The following is a 15701-nucleotide window of genomic DNA, read 5'->3' on the forward strand; positions in this document are numbered from 1 at the left end:
GCTTGGAAGACATTCATCGGATTTTGGAAGCACTTCAGCAGTGCGGACAGCGCAGCGTGCTGGCGACCATTACCCGGGTGGAGGGCAGCGCCTACCGTAAAGAGGGCGCATCCATGCTGCTGTTCGAGGACGGAACGCAGATCGGCGTAATGAGCGCCGGCTGCCTAGAAGCGGATATCGCAGCCCGCGTGCCGGAGCTGTTGGCAGCCGGGGTTCCATGCACCTATACCTTCGACCTGGATGCTTCCGATCCGCTGTCCTGGGGGGAAGGACAGGGCTGCGGAGGCGTGATTCAGGTTACGGCTGTGGCCGTCGGCGACTCGCTGCGAAGGCATCTGCTGATGCTGAAGGATTATTTGGACGATCAGACCGAAGTCATGCTGATTTTAAAAAATAGCGCGGACCCCCTGGCTGTGGGATACAGTTTTGTCACCAGCTCCAGGCACCGGTTCGGCGAATGGCCGGGGGCGTTTCCGGAGGCTCTGTTGGATTGGGCAGTTGCCCGGATGGGGTGGCGGAGCGGGATGCAGATCGTGCAGGGAGAGGCGGAGGAAGTATTCGTCCACACGTATTTCCCCAAACCCCGGCTGACCCTGTTCGGTGCTGGGCCGGATGCCAGGCCTTTGGCCTCCTTTGCGGCCGCCGCCGGATTCACGGTCACCGTCGCCGATTGGAGGGCAGCCCTGTGCGACCGAAGCTTTTTTCCGGATGCCCACACGCTGCTTGACGGCTTCCCGGAGGAAACGGCCGGGCGGATGCGGTGGACGCCAAACGATTACGTGGTCATCATGACGCATCACTTCCAGAGGGACCGGGAGCTCATCCGGATCCTCTCTGGCCATAACCTTGCTTATGTCGGTCTCCTGGGCTCGATACGCAGAACGCAGCGGCTTCTCGAAAGCGGCTCATTGCCGGACCATTGGCACGCCCCCGTAGGTTTGCCGATCGGAGCAGAAGGTCCGGAGGAGATCGCCTTCAGCATCGTGGCCGAATTAATCCAGGTGTACCGAACTTCCCGAAAGAGGCGCTTATCTTATGAAGCGACATAGCATCCACGGCATTTATTTGGCGGCGGGACAAAGCAGCCGGATGGGAACGAATAAGCTTGGTCTGCCGCTTGGGGGGATTGCGCTTGGCAATCATGCTCTGCTTGCCGCCCTGCAGGCCGGTTTGGCGCATGTATGGATCGTGACCGCCGGCGCTAAGGCGGATTGGATGGACGCAGACCTTGGCAGCGACCGCTATCGAGCGAAATGGACGCTTGTCCGCTGTCCGGATGCGCATTCAGGACAGGCGCATTCGATCCGGTGCGGGGTGGAGGCGGCGATGACCGCGGGGGCCGAGTCGGTTATGATCTTGCTCGCAGACCAGCCCTGCGTCACAGCTGAAATGATCAACGAACTGCTCTGCCGCTACGATCAGGCATCGGAACGGGAAGAGATTCATTTTGCCGCTGCGGAGTTCGGCGGTCTGGCGAGACCGCCGGTCATTTGCCACCGGCGGATGTTTCCGGAGCTGCTCCGGCTGCAAGGGGACCGGGGAGCCCGGCAGCTGATCCGTCACGGAAGGCCGGGGATCTCTGTCCCTTTCGGATCGCCGGATCTGTTCGTCGACGTGGACACGCCGGAGGACTACGGACTGCTGCGGGACAAGGAGAACGCGGATTCCCCGCCAAAATCCTGAAGCAGCTGCCCGGCATTCATATACAGGGCGAGAGGGTACTGCTCCTGCTCCAAATGTGCCGGAGCCTGAAGGCTCAAGCTGACCGCGCCGGCGCTGCCGTCAGTGGAGATGCCTGGGCCTGCATGCCAACGCTTGATCACTTGAGCGAGTTCTTGCAGGTGAGCGGCCCATTGCTGCTGGTGTACCCGGGTAAAATGGCCGGTCTGCGACCACTGCCCCAGCACCCGGATCATATCGGACAGGTTGGTGTAGCCCGAGTGCAGCTGCTCCATCTGCCGGGTTAGACGGTTCAGCAGATCGCGCTTCTTGGCGGCAAAAGGGTGATACCGCAAGCTCTGGGCCGCCTTGTCCAGCTCGGTGGTCGCTTGGTGCAGCTCCTGAAACAGCGCGTGCCAAGTCCATTTCAGCGTTTGCGCTTCACTTGGAGGACATCCCTGCTCCACCCATTGCCCGGCCTTGATAAAATGACTTGCCAAATGGTCCGCGAAGCGGGTCATTTTTTGCTTGGCGGATGGGATGGAATCCGGCGGGAACAGCAGCGCCTGCACGAGTACCGCTAGTATCGCACCGACGATCGTATCGCGGATCCGGTCCAGCGAATAGCTGGGCATTTTGTGTTCAAAGTACAGAACGAGCAGGATACTGAGGGCCACCTGCGTCACCATCGTGTGATCCAGCTTCAGGCGCTGGATGGCAAACGAGGCGACCAGCAGGCACAGCCCCAGGCTCCATCCGTTCAGGGGAAGCCAGGGGGTCACGCAGAGCGTAAGCAGGACGCCGGCAACCGTTCCCAGAACGCGCAGCCAGGCGAACCGGATGGATTGGCTGACGGTGGCCTGGACGGTCAGGACCGCGGTCAGCGGGGCGAGATAAGGATGTGAAGAGCCCGCCCACTTCGCAGCCTCCCATGACAGCGCCGCAGCCAGCGGCATTTTCCAGACGACACCGCTGTTTTTGATCGTATTCCATAGATTGTCACTCATTCGTTGTGCAGCCCCATTTTACTTATTGTTGCTGCTATTGTTCCCATGGAATCAGGGGAGTAAACTCGCAGGGCAGGTGCGCTACTTTCTTTTTCGATAGCCGCTCGGAGTGGCCGATACGAATTTTTTAAACTGCCGCATGAAGTGGGTTTCGTTCTCATATCCGCACATCTTAGCGATGCTGCCGATGGAGAGGGAGCTGTTATCCAGCAAATACTTCGCATACTCCAGCCTGCTGTTGATCATGTCGGACGAGACCGAGCATCCGAACAAATCCTTGTACAGATGCTGAAAATAAGATTTGCTCAGGTTGACGCTGGCCGCGAGTTCGTCCAGGGAGTAGGAAGCCTGCGGTGAACGGTACAGCTCGCTGCGGATTTCCGACAGCTGGTGCAGATACCGGCCGGCGTTTCCCTGGGCAGGGGGCAGGTGCCGCCAATTGGCGAGCTTCATCAGGAGGCTGCGCAGGTCCAGGTCGATAATTTCCAAGCGGTGGGGCCCGCCCAGCCAGTTCACGGTCTGAAGCTCCATGATGCTCCGGGACACGGACGTCGGGTAAGCCGCCTCGGCCGGACGGTCAAGCGGAAGCTCAAGCTGCTGCAGATATGCGCCAAGCTCCGTTCCTTCACAGTGGAACCAGTCGTTGACGAAGGGTTTCTCAAGGTCCCGGTACATGTATGGGGTGCTGGGCTGCATCAAAATGTAGGCATTGTTATCCACGGAATAAGCCGTGCCGTCAATCACCACTTCCGCCTTGCTCCGAAATAGGACAAAAGCGTAATTCCCGGCCCCGCTGCTGCGGTCGATCCGGATCCCGTCCGAGTGAACGAAGTTGTGCCCGCAGCTGACTAATTGAATCATAAATGCCTCCTCCATAAAAAGCACGATAGGTCAGTTTTTGGCCAGTATAAATCATTGTGGCATATCGCACAAGCCACTATACTGTGTGGGAGAAAACCGGGAAAGAGGAGGCAATTGCATGAGCAGCGTATTGAACGCGGATACGATTAAAGGCAAAATTAACAAAAACATTTACGGACACTTCTCGGAGCATCTGGGGCGGTGTATATACGAAGGTATTTGGGTCGGGGAAGATTCGCCGATTCCGAACACGAACGGCATCCGCAATGACGTGGTGGAGGCGCTGAAGCAAATCCGGGTACCGGTGCTGCGCTGGCCGGGCGGCTGTTTTGCGGACGAGTACCATTGGAAGGACGGCATCGGACCGCGGGAAAACCGCAAACGGATGATTAATACCCACTGGGGCGGCGTGGTGGAGAACAATCACTTCGGTACGCATGAATTCATGGAATTATGTGCCCAAATCGGCTGTGAGCCTTATATTAACGGCAATGTTGGAAGCGGTACCGTGCAGGAAATGTCGGAATGGGTGGAGTACCTGACCTTCGGAGGCGTATCGCCGATGGCAGAGCTGCGCGAAGAGAACGGGCGCGAACAGCCTTGGTCGGTCACCTATTTTGGCGTAGGTAATGAAAACTGGGGCTGCGGCGGCAACATGCGGCCGGAATACTACGCGGATCTGTACCGCCAGTACCAGACGTATGTCCGCAACTACGGGGACAACCGGATTCACCGCATCGCCTGCGGCCCGAACTCGGACGATTACAACTGGATGGACGTGCTGATGCGTGAGGCTGCACGGTATATGGATTCCATTACGCTGCACTATTATACCGTCCCGGGAACATGGGGGAACAAGGGGCCGGCTACCGGATTCAGCCGCGAAGAATGGTTCACCACGCTGGAAAAGGCGCTGTTTATGGATGAGCTCATTACCAAGCACAGCACGATTATGGACAAATATGACCCTGACCAACGGATCGGACTGATCGTCGACGAATGGGGAACCTGGTATGACGTGGAACCGGGAACCAATCCGGGATTCCTGTATCAGCAAAACTCGCTGCGGGACGCGCTCGTGGCTGGATTGACCCTGAACATTTTCCACAAGCACTGCAACCGGGTGCGGATGGCCAACATCGCCCAGACGATCAACGTGCTGCAGGCGGTCATTTTGACCGAAGGCGAAAAAATCGCCCTGACCCCGACGTACCATGTGTTCGATATGTATAAAGTGCATCAGGACGCGGAGTTGCTGGATCTGAATCTGGAGAGCGGTACATACAGTGCCTTCGGCCGGGCCATTCCGGAAGTGACGGGAACCGCCTCGCGGGACGCCGAAGGAAAAATCCATATCAGCTTGTGCAATTTGAACGACGAGAGCGCTTCGTCCGTAACGATCGACCTGCGCGGCATTTCGGCGGCATCGCTGACGGTGACCGGAACGACGCTGACCTCGGAGGAGCTGGATGCGCATAACACGTTTGAACAGCCCGACCGGATCGCGCCGAAGCCGTTCGATGCGTTCAAGACGGATGGGACGCACCTGGTCGTCGAGCTGCCTTCCAAGTCGGTGACTGTGCTTGAACTGGTCTAAGTAAGTCTGCTTTGGGCTTGACGAGAATAAAGGGTTCAAGACGGACCAACAACGACATTCAAGATTAAAATCAAGGCCGATATTTCTGATATGTTCGGAGATTCGGCCTTTTTTGCATTGCAGAGAGCCCTGGCGGCTGGGATCAGGGATGTTGATGAAATCCGTTTCATCGGTGTCATGGATCTGTTATGATTACATAGATTGAACTAAAGTAAAGCATTGAGCTTCCCTTTTATAACGAACCATTACGGGCAATATCATTCATTTCTTTAGTTCATTCTATCTAGGATTGACTATTTCAGAAAGAGGAAGGTTCGCATATGACACCTATCACCATTTACGATATCGCCAAAGAAGCCAACGTATCGGTATCCACCGTATCCCGGGTGCTTAACGATACCGCGCCGGTGCGTGCCAGCACACGGGAAAAGGTGATGGCGATCATCGAGAAGCATCAGTTTCAGCCGAACGCGCTTGCCCGCAGCCTGATCAAGAAAGAGACCGGAACGATTGCGATCATTCTGCCGGACATCACGAACCCGTTTTTTCCGGAAGTGTTCTGGGGAGCGGAGAACGAGGCGCGGGACAAGGGGTATACGTTCTTCCTGTGCAATACCGGCGGGGATCACAGCAGGGAATCCGAGTATTTGACGATTCTCCGGGAAAAGCGGGTCGACGGCATTATTTTTCTCGGCGGCAGGATCAATTTGCAGCACTGTCCTGAAGAGATGGCGCAGGAGCTGATCGAAGCCGGCAAGCATCTGCCGATCGTGCTCGTGAACGGGAACATTGCCAAGAGCGGCCTGCACCGTATATACACCGACGAAGCGGCTGGAGCTGTCCTGGCCACCCAGCATCTGCTTGACCTCGGGCACCGGGAAATCGCCTTTGTGGGCGGGCTGAGGGAAATGGCCACCACCATGGTCAAAGTAAAGGCTATCCAGAAAAAGCTGAAGGAGCACGGGCTGGAAATCCCGAAAGAACGGCTGCTGCTGGGCGACTTTTCCATCGATTCGGGAAAAGAGCAAATGGCCGGGCTGCTGGAGCAGCAAAACCCGCCGACGGCGGTTATTTGCGTCAACGACTATACAGCCATCGGAGCAATCAAGGCGACGATTGAGCACGGGCTGTCCATCCCGGGCGACATATCCATCGTCGGATATGACGACACGCCGCTCGCAAGCGCAGTCATCCCGGAGCTGACAACCGTCTCCCAAAACACGTATCAGCTGGGCAAGCTGGCGGTCGATGTGCTTCATGACCTCATTGGCGGAGGCAAGACAAAAAAGCAGACGGCGCTTCAGCCGGAGCTGATCGTTAGACAAAGCACCGGGCCTGCCCGCCGATAATGCTCGCGCATGGCCCTCAAAAAGAAAGCGTTGACATCCGGGGAAATGCTGGAATATAATGATCGAGGAATGAAACCCCTTTCATTAAATGGATCGGGTTTTCTATTTCGGCTTTATGAAACCCATTTCATGAAATGGGTTTCATATCGGTCATTTGTTTCGTCTGTTGTCTTTGAACTTTTATTTGAGGGGGAGTAACGGGTGAAAAGAAGAAGCTTTGGAATCATTTCTTTACTGGTGTTGTCGATGCTGATCGGTTTGACCGCATGTGGAAGCAAGGACAGCGGGACTTCGGCGGAGGCCGGGACTGGGACAAGCGGCAAGAAGGTCGATCTGTCCATGACGATCTGGGGCTCCGAGGATGAGAAGAAGATTTATCAGGAACGCCTCGATATCGTGAAGAAAACCTATCCCGACATTAACGTCAAGCTGAACCTCGTCGCCGGGGATTACGACCAGAAGGTGCAGACGATGATTGCGGGCGGAACCGCACCGGACATTATGATGATCGCGGAGAACTACCAGGCCTATGCCTCCAAGAATCAAATCATTCCGCTGGATGAGCTGATTCAGAAAAACAACGTCAATATGTCCGAACGGTACACAGACGATATTGCGAACCTGATGAAATACGACGGCAAGCAGTACGGGATGCCGGACCGGGCAGGGGCCATGGTTCTCTTTTACAACAAAGACATGTTTGATAAAGCCGGCGTCTCCTATCCAACGAAGGATTGGAAACAGGAAGACCTCCTGAACGCCGCCCAGAAGCTGACCATCAAGGAAAACGGCAAGACCGTGCAGTGGGGCTACTACCCGGGCTCCTGGTGGCCGCAGTGGATGCAGCTGATTTACCAGAATGGAGGCTCGCTCTTGGATGCCGATAACAAGCCGACCTTTGACACCGAACCGGTACGCAAGGCACTGCAGTTCCTGAATGACCTGACCTTCAAGTACGGCGCCGGCCCGACGCCGACCGAGATCGCCGACATGGGCAACATCGGTGCGGATCCGCTGTTCGCCCAAGGCAAAATCGCCATGGAAACGACCGGCTTCTGGAACATCGGCTCGCTGGCCAAGGTGCAGGGCATCAACTGGGATATCGCGCCGATCTGGGGCGAAACCAACGCCTTCTTCAACGGCTTTACGATTACGAACGCATCCAAGCATAAGGAAGAAGCTTTCAAAGTGATCGAGGCGCTGACCACGCTCGATGCGCAAATGCCGATGATCGAAAAAGGCCAGGATGCTCCGGCTACGAAGGCGGGACTGTCCAGCGACAAGTTCCTGAACGCCGAATACGGCGGCAAGAAGATCAACATGGCGGCCTTCAGCGAATCCAAGATTTACGCGGAGCCTCTCAATCCGCAGTGGAACGAAATGATGAAGGTCATTAACGACAAGCTGGGCGTGTACTTCAACGACAAAGCTTCGCTGGATGACACGGTGACCTCGATTCAAAGCGGTCTTGAGAAAATTTACAAGTAGGATGACAGCTGGGGGGCAGGCAAGTTCCGGCATCCGCCGGGGCCGCCTTCTCCCTTCATCACAGGAGGGGCTTGACGTGGGAAAACGGGAAGGAAAATGGTTTTACCTGTTCATTTCGCCATGGCTGATCGGGTTCATCGGACTTACCCTGGGCCCGATTTTATTTTCCATTTATATGAGCTTCACGGATTGGGACCTGTTCCAGTCGCCGCATTTTATCGGTTTTGGCAACTACAAAACGCTGCTGACCGACGATCCGCTGTTTTGGAAATCGGTAGGGAACACCTTTTTCTATGCGCTGATCTCGATTCCGGTCGGGATGGCCATCTCGCTGTGGATTGCTTATTACCTCAACAAAAAGCTGAAAGGCATTACGTTTTTCCGCATCTTGTTCTATCTCCCGTCCGTTGTGCCGGTGGTGGCGAGCTCGCTGCTCTTCATCCATCTGCTTGCGCCGACCGAAGGGTTGATCAACAAGGGGCTGGCGATCTTCGGCATCCACGGACCGGCCTGGCTGCTGGACCCGCATTGGGTCAAGCCCGCGCTGATCGTGATGTCGCTGTGGGGCGTGGGCGGCGGCGTGGTGCTGCTGCTGGCCGGCATGAAAGGAGTGCCCCAGGAGCTGTACGAGGCGGCCGCGATCGACGGGGCGCGCAGCACGCAAACCTTTTTCCACATTACGTTCCCCATGCTGACGCCGGTGATTTTTTTCAACCTGGTGACCGGGATCATCGGGGCGCTGCAGACCTTTGCCCAGGTATTTATCACGACCGCCGGGGGACCGGACAACTCAAGCCAGATGGTGGTTCCGTACTTGTTCCAGAACGCCTTTCAGTTCTACAAAATGGGCTACGCTTCGTCCATCGCCTGGGTACTGTTCATCATGATCATGGCGCTGACGCTGCTCGTCTTCCGCTCATCGGCGCTATGGGTGCATTACGAGGAGGGGAAAGCCAATGAGTAAGATATCCCATGTTGAAAAAGCGATAGCCTACGTTTTTCTGATCATTGTGGGCGTGCTGCTAGCCTCTCCGTTTCTGTACATGATCTCGATTGCGCTGGCCAGCGACGAGACGACGGTCAAATCGGCTTTTACATTCGTTCCGGCCGAGTTCGAATGGTCGAACTTCGTGACGATCTTTTCCAATAACAATCTGGGCCTGTATCTGAAAAACTCTCTCATCATTACAGTGATCACGATCATCGGCTCGGTGCTGTCCGCCTCGGTCGTATCCTACGGCTTTGCGCGGATCAAGGCGAAGGGCAGCAAAATCCTGTTCGTGGTGCTGCTGAGCACGATGATGATTCCGGGAGAAGTGACCATGGTTCCGCAGTTTATCATTTTCCGCAACCTGGGCTGGGTCAACACGTTCTATCCGCTGATCGTACCGAGCTTTTTCGCCGGGGCGTTTAATGTGTTCCTGATCCGGCAGTTCGTGATGGGCATCCCCAAATCGCTCGACGAAGCGGCGATGATCGACGGTATGGGCCATCCAGGCATCTACTGGAAAATCATTATGCCGCTGACCTATCCGATCCTCGCTGCCATCGCCATTTTCTCGTTCTCCTGGAACTGGGGGAATTTTATGGGCCCGCTCATTTATATCAACGATCCGGAAAAAATGCCGCTCGCGCTGGGCGTGCAGCTGCTGACGACGGTTGGCGGCGGGCAGATGCCGCCGTGGAACCTGGTCATGGTCGCCTCGCTGTTTCTGACGATTCCGATGGTGCTGGTGTACTTGTTCGGCCAGCGGTTCGTGTACGAGGCTAACATCAGCGGCGGCAGCAGCGGCATCAAGTAAGGGGGAAGGCGTGTGCCACAGCCCGGCAGGAAAAGAAAACGAATGATAGGATTGGCAGCCGCCGGCCTGGTGCTGGCGGTCATCGCGGGAGGAGGCATGCTGATGAAGTCGGCAAAGGAAATCGGCGGCACGCAGCCGGCAGCGTTTGAAAGCGAGCCGGTGCATCTGATGCCGGAGGAAGCATACGAAGGTTTTGAAGGCTGGGGAACGTCGCTGGCCTGGTGGGCCAACGTGCTCGGCGGCTGGAAGGACAAACAGAAGGAAAACGAGGTGATGGACCTGCTCTTCGATCCGGATCGGGGGCTTGGCCTCACAATCGTTCGTTATAACATCGGCGGAGGTGAGAATCCGGAACTGAAGGAGCTCCGCCCAGGGGGTGACGTGCCCGGTTTTCAGCCGGAAAAGGGGCGGTGGGACTGGGAGGCCGACGCCAACCAGCGGTCGGTGCTGCAGGGAGCGCTGAAGCGCGGGGTGACCATCGCCGAGGCGTTCTCCAATTCGCCGCCTTACTGGATGACGGTCAGCGGATCGGTTACCGGAGCCGTCGACGGGGGCAACAATCTGAAGGATGATCAGTACGACGCCTTTGCGGACTATTTGACCGAAGTGGTGAAAAGGTACCGCGACGAGTGGGGCATTACGTTCCGGACGCTCGACCCGCTGAACGAGCCATCCTCGAACTGGTGGAAAAAAGGGAATATTCAAGAGGGTGCCCATTTCTCAACCGATAAGCAGGCGCTGCTCATCCGCAAAGTCGCGGCGTCCCTGGCAAGCAAAGGGTTGACCGGGACTGGCGTCAGCGCCGCCGACGACAACAGCATCGACGAAACGGTAGAGAATCTGCTGGCCTATGATCCGGAGACGCTGGACGCCATCTCGCAGATCAACACCCACTCCTATAACGGGAGCCGGATGGAGGAGCTCCGGGAGCTTGCCGGCAAGCTGGGCAAACCGCTATGGATGTCCGAATACGGGACCGGGGGCAGCGAGCCGCACAGCCATGAGGATATGTCTTCGGTGCAGGAGCTGGCGGAGCGCATCATGTTCGACTTGAAAGTGATGAAGCCTGCGGCCTGGGTGTATTGGCAGGCGGTCGAGGACGAAGGGGCGGGCAACAACTGGGGATTTATCCATGCGGGCTTCACTGGCGAAGAGCAGTATGCGATGACCAAGCAGTATTACGGCATGGCCCAATTCAGCAAGTTTATCCGGCCGGGGGCATCGATCATCCCGACGGACGACGGCCGGACGCTGGCTGCTTACGACGAGGAGCGCGGCAGGCTGGTGCTTGTCGTCCGCAACGAACTTTCGGAGAAGAAAGTAGCGTTTGACTTGAGCGGTTACTCCTATCCGGCATCAGCGGTGGCGGAAGTGTACCAAACCTCGGCGGACCGCAATTTGGAGCGGCTTGACGACCTGAAGACATCACCCACCGGTCTGGAAATCACCGCAGCGGATAATTCCGTCACCACCGTCGTGATCGACGGCGTTTCACCCAAGCTGAACCCGTAACGGATATTTCCGGCCCGAACGAATTGCCGCGGAGGATGCCGGGGGACCTTCGTCATGCGAAAAGAAACCCGGCTAGCGTCAGAACAGCGACAGCATCTATAGAAGAGAAGCTAGAAGAAAGAAGGGGTTTATGGTGGCAGAACAATCGACCGCATGGTTAACCGATCCGCGCCGCGAAGCAGCTGCGCCGGAGCTGGCGTATGACCGCCGCAGCTTTATGCTGAACGGGGAGAGGATATTTCTAAACAGCGCGTCCGTGCATTATTTCCGCATGCCCCGCAGCGAATGGCGGGAGGTGCTAATGAAGGCAAAGCTCGCCGGCATGAACTGCATCGATACGTATTTCGCCTGGAATGTGCACGAGCCGCAGGAAGGGGCATGGGATTTCGCCGGTGACCGCGACTGCGGGGCGTTCTTGGACCTGTGCGCCGAGCTGGGACTGTGGGTCATTGCACGGCCGGGTCCTTTTATTTGCGCCGAATGGGACTTCGGCGGATACCCGTGGTGGCTCGGCACGAAGGAGGGGATGCGGTTCCGGCAGGTTAACGATGTTTATTTGCCCTACACCGACCTGTACTTCGACCGCATCGTACCGGTCATCCGGGACCGTCAGATCAGCCGCGGCGGACCGGTCATCCTGGTGCAGGTGGAGAACGAATACGGCTACTTGGCGGACGATGAGCAGGCCGGGGGATACATGCAGTATTTGCGCAATGGCCTGCTCAAACGGGGCATAGACGTGCCGCTGATCACCTGCGTGGGCGGTGCGGAAGGCACAATCGAGGGAGCCAATTTCTGGTCGGGAGCGGATCGGCATTATGCGGAATTGCGGGCCAAGCAGCCCGATACACCGAAGCTGGTGACGGAGTTCTGGACAGGCTGGTTCGAGCATTGGGGCGGGCCGTCGGCCACGCAGAAAACCGCTCCGCTGCTCGAAAAGCGGATGATGGAAATTATCCGCGCCGGATTTACGGGAATCAGCCATTACATGTTTTTCGGCGGAACCAACTTTGGCGGATATGGCGGAAGAACGGTAGGCGCCAGCGATATTTATATGGTCACTTCGTACGACTATGACGCCCCGCTGAATGAGTACGGCAGAATCACGGAGAAGTATGCCTCGGTCAAAAAGCTGTCTTACTTTATGAACGCTTTCCGCGCTTTTTTGCTGCAGGCCGAAGCATTGACGGAGCAGAAGGTTCCGTTTCCGCGGCATCCGGGCGGTTATTCGGTCCGGGGACGGGGCTCAGGCAAGGGAAACATGTGGTTTGTGGAAAGCCACCAGGAAGAGCGGGGAACGGTACATATGACGCTGGGTGGAGGCGTCACCGTCCCGGTTGCAGTCGATCCCGGAGAAATCGCCCCAGTGCTGGACCGGATCCCGATTGGCGAGGGGATTCATCTCACGTCGGGTTCCCTCCTCATAGGAAACGAAATCGTAGGGAAGGAACTGACCTTGTTCGTTGCGGCGGACCGGGGTCAGCGCTCCTGTGTCGTGATTGAGGCGCCCGAACCCGTCGCCATCACGGATAACGGTGCTAACGCCCTGAGCGAAAGCACAGCTGACGGTAGGAGGCTCCGGCTCGATTTGTGCCATTTCGAAGAGCCTGGCATCATCCGCATCTCGGCGGGGGAACAAAGCATCCGCTTTGTCGTGCTGACCGGCGATGCGCTCAACCAGACGTGGCGGATCGAGGGGCGTTCCGGCGAAGGTGTTCGTTATGCCGTCGGCCTTGACGATATCGATGTTGGCAAGGACGGCCGGGTTCAAGGCACCGCAGCCGATCCGGACCGAAGCGTGCTGCTGCTGGGGCATTGGGCCGGAGGCGAGCGCTGCGTAACAGCCGGTGAGCTTCAGATGCAGGAGCCGTCCGGGCACGGGCTGCCCCAGCTCCCCGCCGCTGTATGGAGGAGATCGCCGATTGAGCTACAGGCGGTGGTGGGGGAGGGGGGCGCTGTCCTTACCGGAGATCCGCAGGATTTTGGACGGTTTGGGCAGGATTACGGGTACCTGCTGTATGCCTGCGAATTTGACAGCGAACAGGCGGTAGAAGACTGCCTGATCCTGCCGGACCTTCAGGACACGGCACGGGTGTACAACAACGGGGCGGAGCAGGCGCTGGTCCGCCAGGTCGGGGCTGCGGCCGTCCCGTTGAAGACGGTTCAAGGGACCAACCGGCTGCAGATTCTGGTGCAGCACATGGGAAGGCTGAATTTCTCGCCTTATCTTGGCGAGACCAAAGGGCTTACCGGCCCAGTATACCGGGGCGGCCGCGTATTGGACCTTCGCCGGGATTGGCGCGGCGAAGACGGGGCAGCCGTCCATCTGGACGAAGTGAGCCATCCGTCCGGTTCCCCGCTGCTCAGAAAGGAATTCGAGCCCGGCGGCATGGACCGGGCCATCATCGTCGGCGCGGTCAGCCAAGGGCTGCGCATCAACGGTACTATGGTTGAGCTGGAAGGTTACCATGACTGGTTCGCGTTTTGCACCGTCGACATCTCCTGCTATTTAATACCGGGGGGAGTCAATGTGATCGAGATGCCTTATGTGTCTTCTCCGCTAAACCGTTTGGAAATGATCATGTTCCGGAGTGCGGACCGCTTGGAGAACTGGTCCATGGCCGGAGCCGGCTTGCTTGGACCGGGTGCCTGGAAGGCGGTCGATGCTGCCGCGGATCCGGGTACGGCAGGAGGCCCGGGTTGGTACCAGTGGCGATTCCGCCGGCCGTTGTGGCCAAGCGGATACAACATTCGCTTGAAGCTGAGGTTAACGGGTATGAGCAAGGGGCTTGTCGTACTAAACGGGCATGATCTGGGACGCTTCTGGCAGATCGGTCCCCAGGAGGATTACAAAGTTCCGGCGGAGTGGCTGCGGGAAGAAAACGAGCTGCTTCTGTTCGATGAGGAAGGCAGGCACCCCGGGCAGGTCAGGCTGATGTATGACGGGCCGTCCCGGCAGCCATGGTTCGTGTTGGAATAATAAAAAAAGGCAATCTCCACAGCCGCTGTCGTGAACAGCCCCGGAGATTGCTTTTTTGTAGTTTCGTCGTTATTTCAGCTTCAGAATGCCCGTCGTGTCGAGCAGTACGAGCAGCACCAGAATCGGCGCCACATAGCGGAGCATGAACAGCCATACCCGGAACCATCCCGATTTGAGGCCGGCCGCTTCGGCAGCACCTTTCCAGAAGTACCCGGCGAAAATGGTGGTGATCAGCCCGCCGACCGGCAGCAAAATGTTGGACGTAATGAAGTCGAGCCAGTCAAAGAAGTTTTTGCTGCCCATTTCCGACAGACCCGGCACGATGCCGAAGGACAGCGCGGACGGAAGGCCGAGCAGCAGCACGAGCACGCTGATGATGACCACCGATTTCGTACGTCCCCACTTCCAGCGGTCCATCAGGTACGTTACCGGCACTTCCAGCAGCGATACCGCCGACGTCAAGGCGGCGATCGCCAGCAGGACGAAGAACAGCCCACCGAAGAACGCACCAAACGGCATGGCCGAGAAGGCGGCCGGCAGGGCGATGAACACCAGACTTGGCCCGGAGTCGGGCTCGATACCGAACGAAGCGGTAGTCGGGAAAATGATCAGCCCGGCAACGAACGCATAGATCAGGTCACCGACGCCGATGGCGATCGTGGCAGACCCCAGAGACTGGCGCTTGTCCACATAAGCACCATACGTAAGCAGGATGCCCATCCCCAACGAAAGGGAGAAAAAGGCATGTCCCAAAGCGACTAGCGCCGATTCCGGGGTCAGCTTGGAGAAGTCTGGATTCAAGAAGAACGATACGCCTTCACCCGCGCCAGGCAGGGATACGGCACGAATCATCAGGACGATGAGCAAGATGATCAATCCCGGGATCAGCACTTTGTTGAACTTTTCGATGCCGCCGGAAATCCCTTTGACCACAACAAAGCCGGTAATCAGGATGGCGACAGCTTGCCATACGATCGGCATGTAGCCGCCGATAAACGAATTGAACTGTCCTTTGAAATCCGGATTGCTGTACAGGTGTCCACTGAAAGACTGCACGGCGTAATGCAGCGTCCAACCCGCGACGATGACGTAGAAGGTCAGAATCAGAAAAGGCGCGATAACCTGCAGCAGGCCGAGACGGCCGAACACTTTGCTGCCGCCCGCTTTCACAAACGAAGTGGCTGCACTGCCTCTGCCTGCGCGTCCGATGGCAAGCTCAGCGAGCAAAACAGGTAAACCAATGACGATCAAGCACACGATAAAGAGCAGAAAGAAGGCTGCGCCGCCGTTTTGTCCGGTGATGTACGGAAATTTCCACATATTCCCCAGACCCACGGAGCTCCCGATGGCGGCGAGGATGAAGCCTGCGGATGAAAACTGGTCTTTTTTTCCTGATGCCGCTGGGTTTTTAGGTGGTGTAGTCATAGAAGTTCCCCCAGTTTATTT

General features: G+C 57.3%; 12 protein-coding genes. 9 read left to right on the forward strand and 3 right to left on the reverse strand.

Annotation, left to right across the window (positions count from 1 at the left end):
* The first annotated feature begins 2 nt into the window (after positions 1-2).
* The gene (locus tag ABIE48_RS07725; RefSeq protein WP_192714864.1) at positions 3-1049 is read left to right on the forward strand and encodes an XdhC family protein; all 1047 of its coding nucleotides are present in this window, start codon (positions 3-5) and stop codon (positions 1047-1049) included.
* Positions 1036-1683 carry a nucleotidyltransferase family protein gene (locus ABIE48_RS07730; protein ID WP_192714863.1) on the forward strand — a complete coding sequence of 216 codons (648 nt, stop codon included), beginning with the start codon at positions 1036-1038 and terminating at the stop codon, positions 1681-1683. The genes ABIE48_RS07725 and ABIE48_RS07730 overlap by 14 nt, the downstream gene beginning before the upstream one ends.
* Here ABIE48_RS07730 and ABIE48_RS07735 read toward each other — a convergent pair.
* Together ABIE48_RS07735 and ABIE48_RS07740 are read right to left on the reverse strand one after the other, a co-directional pair.
* Positions 1632-2666 carry an FUSC family protein gene (locus tag ABIE48_RS07735; RefSeq protein ID WP_192714862.1) on the reverse strand — a complete coding sequence of 345 codons (1035 nt, stop codon included), beginning with the start codon at positions 2664-2666 and terminating at the stop codon, positions 1632-1634. The two genes, ABIE48_RS07730 and ABIE48_RS07735, sit on opposite strands and share 52 nt — an antisense overlap.
* A gap of 81 nt (positions 2667-2747) precedes the next feature.
* Positions 2748-3527 carry a helix-turn-helix domain-containing protein gene (locus ABIE48_RS07740; protein WP_192714861.1) on the reverse strand — a complete coding sequence of 260 codons (780 nt, stop codon included), beginning with the start codon at positions 3525-3527 and terminating at the stop codon, positions 2748-2750.
* Positions 3528-3645: 118 nt separating this feature from the next.
* Between ABIE48_RS07740 and ABIE48_RS07745 the strand changes: the two genes are divergently transcribed.
* From ABIE48_RS07745 to ABIE48_RS07775, 7 genes are all read left to right on the forward strand, one after another.
* Positions 3646-5124 carry an alpha-N-arabinofuranosidase gene (locus tag ABIE48_RS07745; protein ID WP_192714860.1) on the forward strand — a complete coding sequence of 493 codons (1479 nt, stop codon included), beginning with the start codon at positions 3646-3648 and terminating at the stop codon, positions 5122-5124.
* 320 nt (positions 5125-5444) lie between these two features.
* A complete protein-coding gene (locus ABIE48_RS07750) occupies positions 5445-6473 on the forward strand; it encodes a LacI family DNA-binding transcriptional regulator (protein WP_145156612.1) in 1029 nt (342 codons plus the stop codon).
* A 201-nt stretch (positions 6474-6674) separates the two neighbouring features.
* Positions 6675-7961 (forward strand): ABC transporter substrate-binding protein, encoded by a 1287-nt coding sequence (locus ABIE48_RS07755; RefSeq protein WP_354518645.1) that lies wholly within the window; start codon positions 6675-6677, stop codon positions 7959-7961.
* A gap of 76 nt (positions 7962-8037) precedes the next feature.
* Positions 8038-8925, forward strand: coding sequence for a carbohydrate ABC transporter permease (locus ABIE48_RS07760; protein ID WP_192714859.1), 888 nt, complete (start codon positions 8038-8040; stop codon positions 8923-8925).
* The gene (locus tag ABIE48_RS07765; protein WP_192714858.1) at positions 8918-9763 is read left to right on the forward strand and encodes a carbohydrate ABC transporter permease; all 846 of its coding nucleotides are present in this window, start codon (positions 8918-8920) and stop codon (positions 9761-9763) included. The genes ABIE48_RS07760 and ABIE48_RS07765 overlap by 8 nt, the downstream gene beginning before the upstream one ends.
* A 42-nt stretch (positions 9764-9805) precedes the next feature.
* Positions 9806-11275, forward strand: a complete 1470-nt coding sequence (locus ABIE48_RS07770; RefSeq protein ID WP_192714857.1) for a glycoside hydrolase family 30 protein — start codon at positions 9806-9808, stop codon at positions 11273-11275.
* Positions 11276-11405: 130 nt separating this feature from the next.
* A complete protein-coding gene (locus ABIE48_RS07775) occupies positions 11406-14255 on the forward strand; it encodes a beta-galactosidase (protein WP_192714856.1) in 2850 nt (949 codons plus the stop codon).
* A gap of 69 nt (positions 14256-14324) precedes the next feature.
* Here the strand turns inward: ABIE48_RS07775 and ABIE48_RS07780 are convergent, their stop codons facing one another.
* Entirely contained in the window at positions 14325-15680 is a 1356-nt protein-coding gene (locus ABIE48_RS07780) for a sodium-dependent transporter (protein WP_145022328.1), read from the reverse strand.
* Between the last annotated feature and the right edge of the window lie 21 nt (positions 15681-15701).

The sequence above is a fragment of the Paenibacillus sp. OAE614 genome (genome assembly GCF_040546645.1).
In the GTDB taxonomy this organism is placed as follows: Bacteria; Bacillota; Bacilli; order Paenibacillales; family Paenibacillaceae; genus Paenibacillus_AQ; species Paenibacillus_AQ favisporus.